Here is a 17,453-nt window from a genome sequence, read left to right as displayed (position 1 = left end):
TTCGTCGTCGGGCTCGCCTCTCGCCGCCTGAGTGCCCGTCCCTCGTCGTCGTCCCCCGCCCGAGCCGTCCGCCGGCCCCGGCCCGTCCCTGACCGAAAGCTGCCTCCATGCTCTGGAAGATCGTCCGGACCTACGGTCGCCCGTACGGCGGGCTCGTCGCCGCGGTGCTCGTCCTCCAGCTCGTCGCCACCCTCGCGACGCTCTACCTGCCCAGCCTCAACGCCGACATCATCGACCACGGCATCGCCGCGGGGGACACGGACTACATCTGGCGGGTGGGCGGCCTCATGCTCGGGGTCGCGCTCGTCCAGCTCGTGACCGCCGTGGCCTCCGTCTGGTTCGGCGCGCGGATGGCGATGGCGCTCGGCCGGGACGTCCGGCGCGCGGTCTACACCCGCGTCGACCACTTCTCCGCCGAGGAGATGGGCCGGTTCGGCGCCCCGACGCTCATCACCCGCGGGACCAACGACGTCCAGCAGGTCCAGATGGTCGTCCTCATGGCGCTCAACTTCATGGTGATGGTGCCGATCATGTCGATCGGCGGGATCGTCATGGCCATCCAGGAGGACCCCGGGCTGTCCTGGCTCGTGTGGGTCTCGGTGCCGATCCTGCTGATCGTCGTCGGGATCCTCGTCCGTCTCCTCATGCCGCTCTTCGAGCGCATGCAGGGCAACATCGACGACGTCAACGGCGTCATGCGCGAGCAGATCATGGGCATCCGGGTCGTCCGCGCCTTCGTCCGCGAGCGGCACGAGACGCAGCGCTTCACGGACGCCAACGCCACGCTCACCGCGACGTCCGTGTCCATCGGCCGGCTGTTCGTCCTCATGGGCCCGCTCATCACGATCGTCCTCCACCTCGCCACGGCGGCGGTCCTGTGGTTCGGGGGCATCCGGGTCGACGACGGGCTCGTCCAGGTCGGGGCCCTCACGGCGTTCATGCAGTACCTGCTCCAGATCCTCATGGCCGTGATGATGGGGACCTTCATGTTCATGATGTTCCCGCGCGCGGTCATCAGCGCCCGCCGGATCGGGGAGGTGCTGGAGACCACCGGATCGGTCGTCGAGCCGGCCGAGCCGACGGTCCCGGTCGACCCCGACGGCACCGTCGAGCTCCGGGACGTCACGTTCGCCTACCCGGGGGCGGACGCCCCCGTCGTCGACGGCGTCTCGTTCACGGCCCGCGCCGGCACGACGACGGCGATCATCGGGTCCACCGGCTCCGGCAAGTCCACGCTCGTGCACCTCGTGCCCCGGCTCTACGACCCGACGTCGGGCGAGGTTCTCGTCGACGGCGTCCCCGCGGCGTCGATGTCGCGGGCGGAGCTCACCCGCGCGGTCGGGCTCGTGCCACAGAAGCCGTACCTCTTCTCCGGCACGATCGCGGAGAACCTCCGGTTCGGGAAGCCCGACGCCACCGACGACGAGCTGTGGGCGGCCCTCGAGACCGCCCAGGCCGCGGAGTTCGTCCGCGAGCGCACGACGGGTGAGGGGGAGAGCGCGGTCACGGGGCTCGAGTCCTCCGTCTCGCAGGGCGGCACGAACGTCTCCGGTGGCCAGCGCCAGCGGTTGTGCATCGCGCGGGCGCTCGTCGCGCGGCCGCGGGTCTACCTCTTCGACGACTCGTTCTCCGCGCTCGACGTGACAACCGACGCCCGCCTGCGCGCGGCCCTCGCGGACTACACCCGCGGCGCGACCTCGATCATCGTCGCCCAGCGCATCTCGACCATCACGGACGCCGACCAGATCCTCGTCATGGACGAGGGCCGGGTCGTCGCCCGCGGGACCCACGACGAGCTGCTCGAGACCTCGGAGACCTACCGGGAGATCGTCGACTCGCAGATCAGTGCGGAGGAGCTCGTATGAGCGCCGAGAACGAGCTCACCGAGGCGGAGATCGCCGAGCTCCAGGACAGTGTCGGGGCGGGCGAGTGGGGCGAGGGCTCCGCGCCCCGCAAGGCGAAGAACTTCTGGCCCTCGCTCGGCAGGCTGGTGGCCACCCTCGGCGGCCACCGGCTCGGCGTCGTCGCCGTGCTCCTCACCGGGGCGGTCTCGACCGTCCTCACGGTGTGGGCGCCGACGATCCTCGGCGACGCGATGGACGTCATCTTCGACGGCGTGCTCGCGGGCACGGGGGTCGACTTCACCGCGCTCGGCCGGCTGCTCGTCATCGTGCTCGGGATGTACGCGGTGGCCTCCGTGTTCGACTGGCTCCAGGGCTTCCTGCTCAACGAGATCGTCATGAAGGTCGTCTTCCGACTCCGCGAGGACATCGAGGCCAAGGTCAACCGGCTGCCGCTGAGCTACTTCGACACCCACCAGCGCGGCGACCTGCTGTCCCGCACCACCAACGACGTCGACAACGTCCAGGCCGCCATGCAGCAGGCGTTCGCCTCGCTGTTCTACGCGCTGATGACGATCATCGGCATCACGATCATGATGTTCGTCCTGTCGTGGCAGCTCGCACTCATCGCGCTCACCGCGCTGCCGATCGCGGGGATCGTCGTCGGGATCGTCGGCTCGCGCTCCCAGAAGCTGTTCGCCGACCAGTGGCGGCACACGGGCCGCGTCAACGGCCACATCGAGGAGTCCTTCACGGGCCACGACCTCGTCACGGTCTTCGGCCGGCAGGAGTCGATGCGGGAGCGGTTCGACGAGCGCAACTCCGAGCTGTTCGACGCCTCGTTCAAGGCCCAGTTCTACTCCGGCGTCATCATGCCCGTCATGCAGTGGGTGACGTACCTCGGGTACGTCGGCATCGCGGTCGTCGGCGGTCTGCGGGTCGCGAACGGCCAGATGTCGCTCGGCCAGGTCACGGCGTTCATCCAGTACTCGCGGGAGTTCAACGCGCCGCTGGGGGAGATGGCCGGCATGGCGAACATGCTCATCTCCGGCGTCGCGTCCGCGGAGCGGATCTTCGAGCTGCTCGACGCCGACGAGCAGGAGCCCGACCTCGCCGAGCAGGCCGCGGCCGGACGGATCGACGCCGACGGGCCCCGGCCCGGTGCGCTCGTGCAGCCGGTGCACGGGCACGTCGAGTTCGAGCGCGTCGCGTTCTCCTACACGGCGGACCAGCCGCTCATCACCGACCTCTCGCTCACGGCCGAGCCCGGGCGGACCGTCGCGATCGTCGGCCCGACGGGCGCGGGGAAGACCACGCTCGTCAACCTCGTCATGCGGTTCTACGAGATCGACGCCGGTCGGATCCTCCTCGACGGCGTGGACACCCGGACCCTCGAGCGCAGCGTGCTGCGCAGCCAGGTCGGGATGGTGCTCCAGGACGCCGTCCTGTTCGGCGGGACGATCCGGGACAACATCCGGTACGGGCGCCTCGATGCCACCGACGACGAGGTGGTCGCGGCCGCGCAGGCGACCTACGTCGACCGCTTCGTCCACACGCTCCCGGACGGCTACGACACGGTGGTCGAGGACGAGGGGGCGAACATCTCGGCCGGCGAGCGGCAGCTCATCACCATTGCCCGCGCGTTCCTCGCCGACCCGCCGATCCTCATCCTCGACGAGGCGACCTCCTCGGTCGACACGCGAACCGAGGTGCTCGTCCAGGAGGCGATGGGGGCGCTCCGCACCGACCGGACCTCGTTCGTCATCGCCCACCGACTCTCGACGATCAGGGACGCAGACACGATCCTCGTGATGGAGCACGGCGACATCGTCGAGCAGGGCGACCACGCCACGCTGCTCGAGGCCGGAGGCGCCTACCAGCGCCTCTACCTCTCGCAGTTCTCCGAGGGGATCGACCCCGACGCCGACGACGCCGTGCTCGAGCCCGCGTCGGGTCCGGCGTCGAGTGCCCCGGCACCCGAGAGCGCGGACGACGCCGGGCAGGGCGCCGCCGGCTGACCGCGACCCGCGCCCGGTGAGCCGGCTCCGATCGCGCACGATGGGCGAACCGCGACGCCCGCACCGCACGCCGGCCCCGATGCGCGCACTGGCGGCCGACGACGAGGTGGCCTCGTCGTCGGCCCGCGCGTGTAGCGTGAGCCGCCGCCGCGACGGCGGACCGCGTCCCGACCTGGAACGACCGACGGAGGACAGGCATGGCCAGCACGCCGAGCAGCACGAGCAGGACGACCGGTCGCGCGAGCGACGGGCACCCTGCCGACCGGCACGACCTCATCCGCGTGCGCGGGGCCAGGGTCAACAACCTCAAGGACGTCTCGCTCGAGATCCCCAAGCGGCGCCTCACGGTCTTCACCGGGGTGTCGGGATCGGGCAAGAGCTCGCTCGTCTTCGACACGATCGCCGCGGAGTCCCAGCGGATGATCAACGAGACCTACCCCGCGTTCGTCCAGGGTTTCATGCCGAGCCTCGACCGCCCCGAGGTCGACGCGCTGGACGGTCTGACGACCGCGATCGTCGTCGGCCAGGAGCGGCTGGCCGCCAACATCCGCTCCACGCTCGGCACCGTGAGCGACGTCAACGCCGTGCTGCGGATCCTCTTCAGCCGGTTCGCCACGCCGCACATCGGCTCGCCGCAGGCGTACTCGTTCAACGTGCCCTCGGCCACGGGGTCCGGCGCGCTGACGGTCGACAAGGGTGATCGGACCACGGCGCAGAAGGCCACGTTCACGATCGTCGGCGGGATGTGCCCGCACTGCGAGGGCACGGGATCGGTCTCCGACATCGACCTCGCCGCGGTCGTCGACGAGGAGCTCTCGTTCTCCGACGGTGCGGTGCTCGTGCCCGGCTACAAGGCCGACGGGTGGTACGCCAAGCTCTTCGGCGCCGTCATCCCGCTCGACGTCCCGGTCAAGGACCTGACGAAGAAGCAGCGGCACGACCTGCTCTACGCCGAGTCCCGGAAGATCAAGGCCGAGGGCATGAACATCACGTACGAGGGCCTGATCCCGAAGATCGAGAAGTCGATCCTCTCGAAGGATCGCGACTCGCTGCAGCCGCACCTGCGCCGTTTCGTCGACCAGGCCGTCACCTTCGGCACCTGCCCGGAGTGCGGCGGCACCCGGCTCGCCGAGGGCGCCCGGACCTCGACGATCGACGGCACCTCGATCGCCGACGCATGCGCGATGCAGATCTCGGACCTCGCCGCGTGGGTCGACGGCCTCGACCTGCCCGGCGCCGGGCCTCTGCTCGAGGGGCTGCGGGAGACGCTCGCGGCCTTCGTCGAGATCGGGCTCGGCTACCTCTCCCTCGACCGTCCCTCCGGGACGCTGTCCGGGGGAGAGGCGCAGCGGACGAAGATGATCCGCCACCTGGGCTCAGCGCTCACCGACGCCACCTACGTGTTCGACGAGCCGACGATCGGGCTGCACCCGCACGACATCCGGCAGATGAACGACCTCCTCGGACGGCTGCGGGACAAGGGCAACACGGTCCTCGTCGTCGAGCACAAGCCGGAGACCATCGCCGTGGCCGACCACGTCGTCGACATCGGCCCGCGTGCGGGATCCGCCGGGGGAGAGGTGGTCTTCGAGGGCACGGTGGAGGAGCTCCGGTCGTCCGGGACGCTGACCGGCCGGCACCTCGACGACCGCGCCCGGCTCAATGACGCCGTCCGGGAGCCCACCGGGGTCCTCGAGATCCGCGGCGCGGACACGCACAACCTGCGCTCGGTCGACGTCGACGTGCCGCGCGGCGTGCTCGTGGCCGTGACCGGGGTCGCCGGCTCGGGCAAGAGCTCGCTCATCCACGGCGCGCTGACCGGGCGCGACGGCGTCGTCGCCGTGGACCAGAGCCCCATCCGGGGCTCACGCCGCTCGAACCCGGCCACCTTCACCGGGGCGCTCGAGCCGCTGCGGAAGGCGTTCGCCAAGGCGAACGGGGTCAAGCCGGCCCTGTTCAGCGCCAACTCGGAGGGCGCGTGCCCCGCCTGCAACGGCGCGGGACTCATCTTCACCGAGCTCGGCTTCATGGACACCGTGTCGACCGTCTGCGAGGAGTGCGGCGGTCGCCGCTACCGGCCCGAGGTCCTCGAGCACACCCTCGGCGGGCACTCGATCGCCGACGTCCTCGAGCTCCCGGTCACGGGCGCCCTCGAGCTCGTCTCGTCCGGCGAGGCCAAGGTGCCGGCCGCGGCGAAGATCCTCGACCGGCTCGTCAAGGTCGGACTCGGCTACCTCACGCTCGGGCAGCCGCTGTCGACGTTGTCGGGCGGCGAGCGGCAGCGCCTCAAGCTCGCGGTCCAGATGGGGGAGGCCGGGGACGTCTACATCCTCGACGAGCCGACGACCGGCCTCCACCTCGCCGACGTCGAGCAGATGCTCGACATGCTCGACGCGCTCGTGGACTCGGGCCGGTCGGTCATCGTCATCGAGCACCACCAGGCCGTGATGGCGCACGCCGACTGGATCATCGACCTCGGCCCGGGGGCCGGGCACGACGGCGGACGCGTCGTCTTCGAGGGGACGCCGGCCGAGCTCGTGGCCGGCCGGTCGACCGTGACGGGGGAACACCTCGCCGAGTACGTCGGCGCGTGAGCGAGGCGCCGGGGCGGGCGGGCAAGCCGCCGGGGCACCCGGGCCCCGAGGCGCGCGGGCGAGCCGCCAGGGCGCCCGGGCCGGAGACGGAACCTGCACGATTGCGGCGTCTCCCACTGTCATCAAGTTCCAGGACCTGATGTACGGCGGGCTCAGTCGTAGCGTCCCGGGCTGACGAGCCCCCGTGCCGACCGCGCGGCGGGGTAGCCGGTCCTGCCTGCACCGACGCCCGACTTATTTTTTAGTTGATCGAAACCCCTTGTGCTCGGCCTCACGCCCTGGTCTACTGCCCTTATCCGCGGACGACGGGCGACCCCGCCCGGACGGGGACCAGGTCCCCGGTCGGCCGCGGAGCCCGGGCGGCGCACGGCGAGGCAGCCGTCGCCACCGGGTTCGCGCGTCGCACCGAGGCGACGTGTCAGGTGTGCGATATCGGAGGGGAAATCGTGACCAGACGATCAACCGGCGGCCGTTGGCTGCCCCGAGCAGCGGGCGCCCTGCTCGCCGGCGTCCTCGTGGCGCCGCTGACGCTCAGTGCGGCCAGCGCTCATCCGGATCATCCACCGGCGGACGACGATCCATCGGTGCCGGCGCCGGCGCCGGACCAGGAGATGGATGTCGACTGGAACGACTACGAGCGCGTGCTGCTCTCGAAGGACACGGGCGAGCCGATCGACCTCGCCGTCCTGCCGGACTCGCGGGTCCTGCACACCGCACGCGACGGCGTGGTGCGGCTGACGGACCCGGACACGGGATCGACGCAGCAGATCGCCGAGCTCGACGTCTACATCAACTCCGAGGACGGGCTCCAGGGCATCTCGCTCGACCCGAACTTCGAGGAGAACCACCTCGTCTACATGGTCTACGCGCCGCGGGTGATGGACGGCGTCTCGCCGTCGGGCATCCCGTACCCCGAGACCACGCCGCAGGGCAGCGCGCCCGAGCAGGTCGAGGGCACCGACGCCCTCGATGACTGGGACGAGTGGCTCGGCTACAACGTGCTGTCCCGGTTCGAGTTCGACCCGGAGACCGGCACGCTCGACCTGGACTCCGAGGAGGAGATCATCCGGGTCGAGGCCCAGCGCGGTCAGTGCTGCCACGTGGGCGCCGACATGGCCTGGGACGAGGAGGGGAACCTCTTCCTCTCCACGGGTGACAACACCCCGGCCAGCACCCCGGGGGCGGACGGCTACGCGCCGAACAACAACGCCCCGGGCATGAACCCGGGCCTCGACTCGCGTCGCGGCGCCGGCAACACGAACGACCTGCGCGGCGCGATCCTCCGGATCGACCCGCTCGAGGAGATCGCCGACGGCGCGGAGCCCGGACCGGGCACCACGTACGAGATCCCCGCGGGCAACCTCTTCGACTCCGACGAGTACGACCCGGACCTCGTGCGCGAGGAGATCTACGCGATGGGTCTGCGCAACCCGTTCCGGATCGACTACGACCAGGAGACCGACACCCTCATCTGGGCCGACTACGGCCCCGACGCGGGTGCGTCCAACGCGGAGCGTGGCCCGATGGGCTTCGTCGAGTGGCAGATGACCTCCGAGCCGGTCAACGGCGGCTGGCCCTACTGCCACGGCCCGAACGACGGCGGCGCCTACAACGAGTGGGACTTCGACGCGTCGGCCCCCGGCGAGTTCTTCAACTGCGCCGAGGGTCCGGTCAACAACTCCACCTGGAACACCGGCCTCGACCAGCTCCCGCCGGTGACCGAGCCGCAGATCTGGTACGGCGACAACCCGGGCGACCAGCCCGCGGAGTGGGACGCTCTCGTCACGCTCGGCGGCGGCGGCCAGGCCCCCATGGGTGGCCCGGTCTACCGCTACGACGAGTCGATCGCGGACCAGTCCCCGTTCCCGGAGATCTGGGACGGCATGCCGCTCATGGCGGAGTTTTCGCAGGACTACGTCGTCGCCTTCGAGGTCGACGAGCTGGGCTCGAACGGCTCGGTCACGGGCATCACGGACTTCCTGCCGAACGCTCACCTCGAGACCGCCAACCAGCCCATCTGGGACAACGTGATGGACATGGAGTTCGGGCCCGACGGCTCGCTCTACGTCCTCGACTACGGTGACGGCTTCTTCCGTCAGAACCCCGACGCGGGCCTGTACCGCGTGGACTACGCGCCCGACAACAAGACGCCGCAGGCGTACATCGACGCCGAGCCCGCCGCGAGCAGCGAGGCGCCGCTCGAGGTCAGCTTCGACGGTTCGCGCTCCCGCGACCCCGAGGGCACCGACCTCACGTACGACTGGGACTTCGACGGCGACGGTGAGTCCGACGCGCAGGGCGCCCAGGTCACGCACACCTTCGAGGAGCTCGGCCAGTACCACGTCACCCTGCGCGTGACCGACGCCGAGGGCAAGGTGGGTCTCGCCAACACCGTCATCACGGTCGGCAACACGCAGCCCGAGCTCGACCTCAGCGTGCCGGACGGCGCGATCTTCGACTGGGGCGACGACATCCCGATGAACGTCACGGTGACGGACGTCGAGGACGGCGAGAACATCGACTGCAACCGGGTGAACTGGACCTTCGGTCTGGGCCACAACGAGCACGCCCACCCCGAGGTCAGCGGCCGCGGGTGCGACTTCACGATCGAGACCAACGAGAGTGCGGTCGAGCACGGCGAGGGCGAGAAGATCTACGGCACCCTCGTCGCCACCTACACGGACAACCCCCAGGGTGACGTCCCGTCGACGACCGGCGAGGCGACGCTCATCGTCAAGCCCGAGGTCCAGCAGGCCGAGTGGTTCGACGCCCAGTCCGGCACCGAGCGGGTCAACGACTCCGCCGCCGGGGCGGGTGCCTACATCACCTCGCTCGACGAGGGCGACCACATCGCCTTCACGCCGATCGCGTTCACGCACGCGGCGACGGGCGCGGCCATCGACACCGTCACGACGACGGCGTCCGGCGAGGGCACCCTCTCGCTGCGCTGGGACGACGTCGAGGCGGAGCCGTTCGCCGAGATCGCCGTCTCCGGCGAGGGCTGGCAGGAGATCGCCACGACTCTCGAGACGATCCCCGAGGGGTCCGGCACCGTCTACGTCACCTCCACCGGTGGCGTCGACGTCGACCAGCTCCACTTCACCGCCTCCGGCGGCGAGGAGCCCGACCCAGAGCCGCCGGTCTGCGAGGACCCGGACGCCGAGATCTCGGCCGACGACGAGTTCGACGGCACGGCCGTCGACACCTGCCGCTGGGAGATCATCGACTACGACCCGGAGACCGCCCAGGTCTCCGACGGCGGCTACAACGTCACCACGACCGACACGGACTTCTACGGGACCGACAACTCGCCGGTGCCGAACATCCTGCGGTCGCGGGTCGTGACGGGTGACCAGTGGACGGTCGAGACGACGTTCAGCGCGGATCTCGCCAGCGCCTACCAGCAGGGCGGGATCATCGTCTACGGGGACGAGGACAACTACGTCAAGATCGACCCCGTCTACGCCACCAACGGCAGCGACACCCCGCTGCGGGTCGAGCTCCGCAGCGAGGTCGGCGGTGAGGTGCAGAACCCGCAGGACGACCTCACCGACCTGCCGCTGGCAGACCAGTACCACGTCCGCCTCACCCGGGACGGCGACACCTTCACGGGTGCCTACTCGACGGACGGCGAGAACTGGACCGACCTGCCCAGCGCGGTGACCAACGACCAGGTCGGCGACGCCGGCCCGGGCATCTACGCGCTCGGTGCGCAGCAGGCCGAGCCGACCACGGTCACCTTCGACCACTTCACCGTGGTCGGGGACGACCCCGAGCCGCCGGCTGTGGTCACTCCCGAGGACGTGACGTTCACGGACGAGGACGGGACCGAGGCGGACACCTTCACGGTTCCCGAGGTCGAGGGCGTGGAGTATCTGGTCGGCGACGAGGTCGTCGAGGCGGGCACGCACCCCGGCGAGGGCACCGTGACCGTCACGGCGCGCGCCGCCGACGGGTACGAGCTGGCCGAGGATGCCACCACCGAGTGGAGCCACACCTTCGACGACAGCACCACGCCGGAGCCCGAGCCGGAGCCGGTCCCGCCGACGCCGGGTCGTGGGTTCTACCTCAACGACGGCTGGGACATCTGGGCCGACCACGAGTTCAGCTTCGGCCGCCCCGGCGACCAGGTCCTCGTGGGCGACTGGGACGGCAACGGCAGCGACACGCTCGCCGTTCGTCGCGGGAACGCCTACTTCCTGTCCAACTCCCTCTACGGGGGCAACGCGGACATCGAGCTGACCTTCGGCCGCTCCGGCGACACCGTGCTCGTGGGTGACTGGAACGGCGACGGCGTGGACTCCTTCGCCGTCCGACGCGGGAACAGCTACTTCCTCACCAACCGCCACACCGGTGGGGATGCGGAGACCGAGCTGGACTACGGCCGTGCGAACGACCAGGTCCTCGTCGGTGACTACGACGGCGACGGGACGGACACGTTCGCGGTGCGTCGTGGGGCCCGGTACTTCGTGTCCAACAGCCTGGCCAGTGGCTGGGCGGACGCGGAGTTCACCTACGGTCGGGGGAACGACCAGGTGCTCGTGGGTGACTGGGACGGCAACGGGGCGGACACGTTCGCCTCGCGTCGCGGGAACCTGTACCTGATGTCCAACACCCTGACCGGTGGTTGGGCGGACCTCGAGGTCCGCTACGGCCGGTCCGGTGACGAGGTGTTCGTCGGTGACTGGAACGGCGACGGCGAGGACACCCTCGGCATCCGCCGCTGACGACAGGGAGGACACGTCCGCTCACCCGTGAGCCAGACTCGCGGGTGAGCGGACGCCCACCTCACCAGTGACCGGAGCCCACTCCGGCACACATCGAGCGCTCCTCCACCCGTCACGGGTGGGGGAGCGCTCCTCGTCGTCGTGGCCGTGCCACGGGTGTCGGGGCTCGGTCGGTGGCCGAGCCCCGACCACGCTGCGCACCCGTTCCTTGTCGTTCGGGTGGAACGCCTGTCGCTCCCGTCCGCGCGGTGATTGTATGGACGCGGCTACGGAGGGGGACTCGTGAACGGTCGATCGACGGGCGGCCGTCCCGGGCGTCGGGCCGGCCACACTGCCCGTGCCGGAGCTCTGGTGGTGCTCTTGGCATCCAGCGCCGCATGCACGGACCCGGATCACGAGTCGAGCGAGCCGGCCTCCCCGGCTCCCGCGGTGTGCGAGCCGGGCGAGGTCGAGGAGGGCTACACGGCCCTGTTCGACGGCACACAGGCCAGCCTCGACGCCTGGAACCAGGCCGGCCCGGGCAGCGTCGAGCTCCAGGAGGACTGCACCGCCCTCACCACCGGCGGGATGGGTCTCCTGTGGTTCCCCGAGGAGTTCGAGTCCTACAGCCTCCGGCTCGACTGGATGATGGCGGGCGACGACAACTCCGGCGTGTTCGTCGGGTTCCCGGACCCGGCCGACGACCCGTGGATCGCGGTGAACGAGGGCTACGAGATCCAGATCGACGCGACCGACGAGCGCGACCGCACCACCGGTGCCATCTACACGTTCCAGGGTGCCGACGAGGAGACCCGGGACGAGGCGCTCAACCCGCCGGGGGAGTGGAACGCGGTCGAGATCGTCGTGGACGACCCGATCATCGAGGTCTACCTCAACGACGTCCTCGTCAACTCGTTCGAGTCGACCGACCCGGCACGTGACCTCAGCTCGGGCTACATCGGGCTGCAGAACCACGGCGACGGCGACGACGTCTCGTTCCGCAACGTGCGCATCGCGGAGAACGACGACGACGGCCCCGGCACCGTGGGCGAACCCCGTCCGAGCGACGGCGAGCAAGCGCGGTCCGGTCTGGCGGAGATCGCGTACCGCAGCGACGGTCGATGGCCGATGCCTCGCGTGTGAGGCGTCGACAGAGATCTGGCTCACCACTTCTTTTTTGGTTGATCGAAACCCCTTCGCCTTTGGGTCCGTCGGTGATTGGATGGGTGAATCCACGGTGGACCGGCGAACCGAACCCGAGGGGGAGCCGGCATCAACGGTGTACCGCGGACCAGCCGAGGGCAGTGAGGCGGAGTGGCCGCCGCCCTCGGGAACATGCGTCGACACGCGCGACGCACCAGGTGTGCGAGTTCAAGGAGGAATCGTGACCAGACGAGGACCAGGCAGCCGTTGGCTGCCGAGAGCGGCGGGCGCAGCGCTCGCAGGCGCGCTCGTGCTACCGATGGGGATCGGCGTCGCCGCCGCATCACCGGGCGATGCCGAGCCGGCGGAGGAGCCGGCGCAGGCAGAACAGATCCACGTCCCCGTGGAGGACGTGTCGATCCAGATGTTCTCCCTGACACCCTGGGTGAGCGAGGTCGGCCTGGAGCCGGTGCTCGGCCGTCTCGCAGAGATCGGCTTCGAGAACATCGAGCCCTTCGGCGGGAACTTCAACGGCTACACGGCCGAGGAGTTCCGTGCCATGACCGACGGGCTCGGCCTGCGGGTGCCCTCGTCGCACTACAACAACGCCGAGGACACGTTCGGTGAGACCCTGGAGTTCGTCGAGACCCTGGGTCAGGAGTACGTCGGCTCGGGTGGCTTCGCCGCCCCGGGCATCGACAGCTACGAGAACACGCTGGCCACGGCCGAGACGATGAACCGCCTCGGCCAGCAGTCCGTGGACGCCGGGATCGGGAAGTTCTTCGGGCACAACCACGACGGCGAGTTCACGACCCAGTACGAGCACGAGGGCGAGATGATGTCCGCCTGGGAGATCCTCGTCGAGGAGACCAACCCCGACCTCGTCACCTTCGAGCTGGACGTGGCCTGGGCCGCGCACGCCGGCGTCGACGTCCCGGCGCTCATCGAGGAGCACGGCGACCGCATCGAGCTCCTGCACATCAAGGACGCCACCAACATCGCCGGGGAGGGCCGTCCGGTCTTCACCAACCTTGGCGAGGGCGAGGTCCCGCTCCAAGAGATCCTGGTATCGGCACAGGAGCACGCTCCGGTCGCGTACTACGTGCTCGAGTACGACCGGGCCGCCGACGGCGAGAGCTTCGTGACCACCGGCTTCGAGTACCTCACCGGCCAGGAGGCAGGCGAGCCCGAGCCTCCGGTGGAGCCGGAGCCGGAGCTCATCCCGGTCGAGGACGTCTCGATCCAGATGTTCTCCCTCATCCCGTGGGTGAGCGACGCGGGCCTCGAGCCCGTCCTCGGCCGCCTTGCATCGATCGGGTTCGAGAACATCGAGCCCTTCGGCGGGACGTTCGGTGACTACAGCGCCGAGGAGTTCCGCGCCATGACCGACGAGCTGGGCCTGCGGGTGCCGTCGTCGCACTACAACACCGACGAGGAGACCTTCGACGAGACCCTCGACTACGTGACCACCGTGGGCCAGGAGTACGTCGGCTCGGGTGGCTTCGCCGCCCCGGGCATCGACAGCTACGAGGACACCATCGCCACCGCGGAGGCGATGAACCGCCTCGGTCAGCGCTCGGTGGACGCGGGTGTCGGGAAGTTCTTCGGGCACAACCACGACGGCGAGTTCACCACCGTCTACGAGCACGACGGCGTGGAGATGTCGGCCTGGGAGATCCTCGTGGCCGAGACCGACCCCGACCTCGTGACCTTCGAGCTGGACGTGGCCTGGGCCGCTCACGCGGGGATCGACGTCCCTGCTCTCATCGAGCAGTACGGCGACCGCATCGAGCTCCTGCACATCAAGGACGCCACCGGTCTGGGTGGCGACGAGCGTCCGACCTTCACCAACCTCGGTGAGGGTGAGGTGGACCTGCCGGGCATCATCGCGTCCGCGCAGCAGCACGCCCCGGTCGCGTACTACGTGCTCGAGTACGACCTGGCCGCCGACGGCGAGGACTTCGTGACCACCGGCTTCGAGTACCTCACCGGCCAGGAGGCCGGCGAGCCCGAGCCGGAGCCCGAGCCGGAGCCGGTTCCGCCGACTGCGGGTCGTGGGTTCTATCTCAACGACGGCTGGGACATCTGGGCCGACCACGAGTTCTCCTTCGGTCGTCCGGGCGACGAGGTCCTCGTGGGCGACTGGGACGGCAACGGCAGCGACACGCTCGCCGTTCGTCGCGGGAACGCCTACTTCCTGTCCAACAGCCTCTATGGGGGCAACGCGGACATCGAGCTGAGCTACGGCCGCGCGAGCGACACCGTGCTGGTCGGTGACTGGGACGGGGATGGCGTGGACTCCTTCGCCGTCCGCCGCGGCAACAGCTACTTCCTCACCAACTCGCTGACCGGCGGGTGGGCTGACGCCGAGCTCGACTACGGCCGTGCGAACGACCAGGTCCTCGTGGGCGACTACGACGGCGACGGCACCGACACGTTCGCCGTGCGCCGTGGCGCGAGGTACTTCGTGTCCAACTCGCTCACCACGGGCTGGGCGGACGCGGAGTTCACCTACGGTCGCGGCAACGACCAGGTCCTGGTCGGTGACTGGGACGGCGACGGCAACGACACGTTCGCCTCGCGTCGCGGCAACCTCTACCTGATGTCCAACACCCTCACCGGTGGCTGGGCCGACCAGGAGGTCCGCTACGGCCGCTCCGGCGACGAGGTCTTCGTCGGCGACTGGAACGGCGACGGCAGCGACACCCTCGGTGTGCGCCGCTGACGAACCGGACGCGGCGTCCGCTCACCCGTGAGCCAGCCTCGCGAGTGAGCGGACGTCCGCCCCACCAGTGACCGGAGCTCGCTCCGGACCACGCCGAGCGCTCCTTCACCCCTCCCGGGTGGGGGAGCGCTCGTCATGTCCGGGCAGGAGCATCCGCTACGGTCGCTCGCATGTCATCTCAGGACATGGACTGGTGCCTTCTCGACGACGAGCCGGCCACGTGGTTCGACGCGCCGTCGCTGGTCGAGGGCGCCGCGTTCGCCGCCCGTCTCCTCGAGATCTCATCGACGATCGCCGTCGACATCCGGCCGACCGGACTGCGCGTCCGGCTCCCCGATATCTCCCGGGCGTCGACGGTCTCGGCGGCCGCACGGGACGCCGGGCTTGCCGCGCGCCCGGACGTCCTGGCGCCGATGTCTGTCGTGCTTGCGTCGCACCGACCGTCAGACCTGACAGCGTTCTGGCAGCGGGCGCTCGGCTACGCGCAGGGCGGGGGAGAGGTGCTGCTGGACCCGTTGCGACGCGACCCGACCATTCGCATCCGGCGGTCGACCGACGACCGTCCGCTGCGGAACCGCGTCCACGTCGACGTCGTCCGACCGGCCCTCGAGGTCGATCGCGCGGCGCTCGGCGAGCCGACGGGCCCGTTCGGCGTCCGGCACGCGGACCGGGACGGCAACGAGGTCGACCTCGTGCCCGGATCACCGCTGACCGACAGCCCTCAGGCGTCCGACTGGCACCAGGTGTTCGGCGCGATGGCGTGCTACCGCAGCACGTCGTCCGGGCAGCAGCGCGAGCTCGCCGTCGCTGCGGCCCAGATCGCCCACGACGCCGGCTTCCCGCTGCTCATCGACCTACGTCAGGGCCTGGTCGTCCTCGACAGCGGCAAGGACCGGTGGGAGCCGGACGCGCACGGCCTCGACCTCGACTTCACCCTCGTCGCCGAACGGATCCAGACCGTCGCACGACGCTGTGGAGCACGCGCAGACCCACGGCTTCCGCGCTGTACGCAGCTCTTCCTCGACGCCGCCGACATCGCGACCGTCAAGCAGTTCTGGCTCGTCGCCCTCGGCTACGAACCCGACCCGCGCGACGGGATCGATGACATCGTCGATCCGCGCCGTCTCGGTCCCGTGCTGGCCTTCCAGCAGATCGATGTCTCGGAGACGCGGCGCCGGGACCAGCGCAACCGCATCCACGTCGAGCTCGCCATGTCGGCCGGCGCCGCGCGGTCGCGACTCGACCGGATGCTCGCGGCCGGCGGGACGCTGCTGGAGGCTACCGACAGCGGATGGCACGTCGCCGACCCCGAGGGCAACGAGCTGGTCGTCGTCGTGGACCGACGTCCGTCGACCACAGACGTTCCGTCAGGACCGTCCGCCACGTCAGATCCGACAGACCCGACAAACGCCCCGTGAGGCTACGCTCGCCACACAGCCCCAACTGGTAGCAGCGGGAGTTCGAGAGCCGGGAGTAGCAGTCAGCGGGGCCGACATCATCGCGCGAGCGGACGTGGTCGCATGCAAGATTGTGATTAGTCCGGCGGTTCGGCGCTGCGATTCGTGAACCGATCCATCTCCTCGGCGAGGTCGGGATGGGTCTCGATAAGTGCGCTGATCACCTCGGGCGGTGGCGGCTCGAGCTGGAGCACCGCGCTCGCGACGAAGACGGACTGGTCGCGGGCGATCTCGACCAGGCGTCCGAGGGTCGTCGTTGGATCGCGTACCTCGTCGACCAGCTGCTGCCGGTCGCGGTCTTCCTGGCGCAAGGCACGCCAGCGTGCGGTGGCCTGGCGGTGCGCGTCGGCGTCGTGCTCGTGGGCGATGCGGTAGGCGCGTGTGAACTCGCCGATGGGTGGCCCTCCCAGCATGGGGCTGGTGTCCTGCACCCTGCGAACCGTGCGCCACAGGTCGATGTCGGCGCCGATGCGCCACATGTAGGGCTCGAGCGTGCCTGCGTAGAGCGTGTTGACCGGCAGGGCCTCGATGAGTTCGACGGGTGCGTTCCGCTTGGTTGCGATCGACGGGCCGAAGTCAGGCCGCGCCTCAGCCAGACGGCGCAGGACTGCTTCGCTGACGTGCGGGCGAGTCAGTATCGTCAAGGCGACGTTCAAGGAGGCCGAGGCCGCGAGCTCAAGCTGCCTCCACTCAGGCAGCTCCGGCTCCTCGGCCTCGAGCTGGTCCAGCTCGTCCTCTGTATGCTCACCCATCGCTCTAGGATAGCGATCGATCACCCAATAATTCGCCGAGATTGCAACGGTATGCTGTTTTCGCCGTGGCAAGTTTGCGCTGAGCTCCCGCTGGAAGGTCATCAAGTACTCACATTAAATGCAACTCCCGTTAACTGGTAGGAGCGGGAGTTCGCGAGCAGGTCCTCCGGAGCGGATCAACAGCGGAAGGCTCCAGCGAGGTAAGCGAGGTACTTGA

General features: G+C 69.9%; 8 protein-coding genes. 7 read left to right on the top strand and 1 reads right to left on the bottom strand.

What is annotated here, in order from left to right:
- Positions 1-107: 107 nt before the first annotated feature.
- From AC24FB_RS15110 to AC24FB_RS15080, 7 genes are all read left to right on the top strand, one after another.
- A complete protein-coding gene (locus tag AC24FB_RS15110) occupies positions 108-1,865 on the top strand; it encodes an ABC transporter ATP-binding protein (protein WP_425713459.1) in 1,758 nt (585 codons plus the stop codon).
- On the top strand, positions 1,862-3,859 hold the full coding sequence (locus AC24FB_RS15105; RefSeq protein ID WP_425713458.1) for an ABC transporter ATP-binding protein: 1,998 nt from the start codon (positions 1,862-1,864) through the stop codon (positions 3,857-3,859). Before AC24FB_RS15110 ends, AC24FB_RS15105 begins: the two co-directional genes overlap by 4 nt.
- A 197-nt stretch (positions 3,860-4,056) precedes the next feature.
- A complete protein-coding gene (locus AC24FB_RS15100) occupies positions 4,057-6,453 on the top strand; it encodes an ATP-binding cassette domain-containing protein (protein WP_425713457.1) in 2,397 nt (798 codons plus the stop codon).
- 446 nt (positions 6,454-6,899) lie between these two features.
- A complete protein-coding gene (locus AC24FB_RS15095) occupies positions 6,900-11,180 on the top strand; it encodes a PQQ-dependent sugar dehydrogenase (protein WP_425713456.1) in 4,281 nt (1,426 codons plus the stop codon).
- A 360-nt stretch (positions 11,181-11,540) separates the two neighbouring features.
- Positions 11,541-12,302, top strand: coding sequence for a 3-keto-disaccharide hydrolase (locus AC24FB_RS15090; RefSeq protein WP_425713455.1), 762 nt, complete (start codon positions 11,541-11,543; stop codon positions 12,300-12,302).
- 241 nt (positions 12,303-12,543) lie between these two features.
- Positions 12,544-15,027: a sugar phosphate isomerase/epimerase family protein gene (locus AC24FB_RS15085; protein WP_425713454.1), complete on the top strand. Its 2,484-nt coding sequence runs from the start codon at positions 12,544-12,546 to the stop codon at positions 15,025-15,027.
- A gap of 170 nt (positions 15,028-15,197) precedes the next feature.
- On the top strand, positions 15,198-16,445 hold the full coding sequence (locus AC24FB_RS15080; protein WP_425713453.1) for a VOC family protein: 1,248 nt from the start codon (positions 15,198-15,200) through the stop codon (positions 16,443-16,445).
- 116 nt (positions 16,446-16,561) lie between these two features.
- Here the strand turns inward: AC24FB_RS15080 and AC24FB_RS15075 are convergent, their stop codons facing one another.
- Entirely contained in the window at positions 16,562-17,236 is a 675-nt protein-coding gene (locus AC24FB_RS15075; RefSeq protein ID WP_425713452.1) for a hypothetical protein, read from the bottom strand.
- Between the last annotated feature and the right edge of the window lie 217 nt (positions 17,237-17,453).

The organism is Georgenia sp. Z1344, from assembly GCF_057652375.1.
This window is presented reverse-complemented; position numbering and strand designations above follow the sequence as displayed.

Excerpts from the sequence above, each read along its gene's own strand:
- AC24FB_RS15075 (WP_425713452.1), bottom strand. The coding sequence starts at position 17,236 with ATGGGTGAGCATACAGAGGACGAGCTGGACCAGCTCGAGGCCGAGGAG.
- AC24FB_RS15110 (WP_425713459.1), top strand. The coding sequence starts at position 108 with ATGCTCTGGAAGATCGTCCGGACCTACGGTCGCCCGTACGGCGGGCTC.
- AC24FB_RS15100 (WP_425713457.1), top strand. The coding sequence starts at position 4,057 with ATGGCCAGCACGCCGAGCAGCACGAGCAGGACGACCGGTCGCGCGAGC.
- AC24FB_RS15105 (WP_425713458.1), top strand. The coding sequence starts at position 1,862 with ATGAGCGCCGAGAACGAGCTCACCGAGGCGGAGATCGCCGAGCTCCAG.
- AC24FB_RS15080 (WP_425713453.1), top strand. The coding sequence starts at position 15,198 with ATGTCATCTCAGGACATGGACTGGTGCCTTCTCGACGACGAGCCGGCC.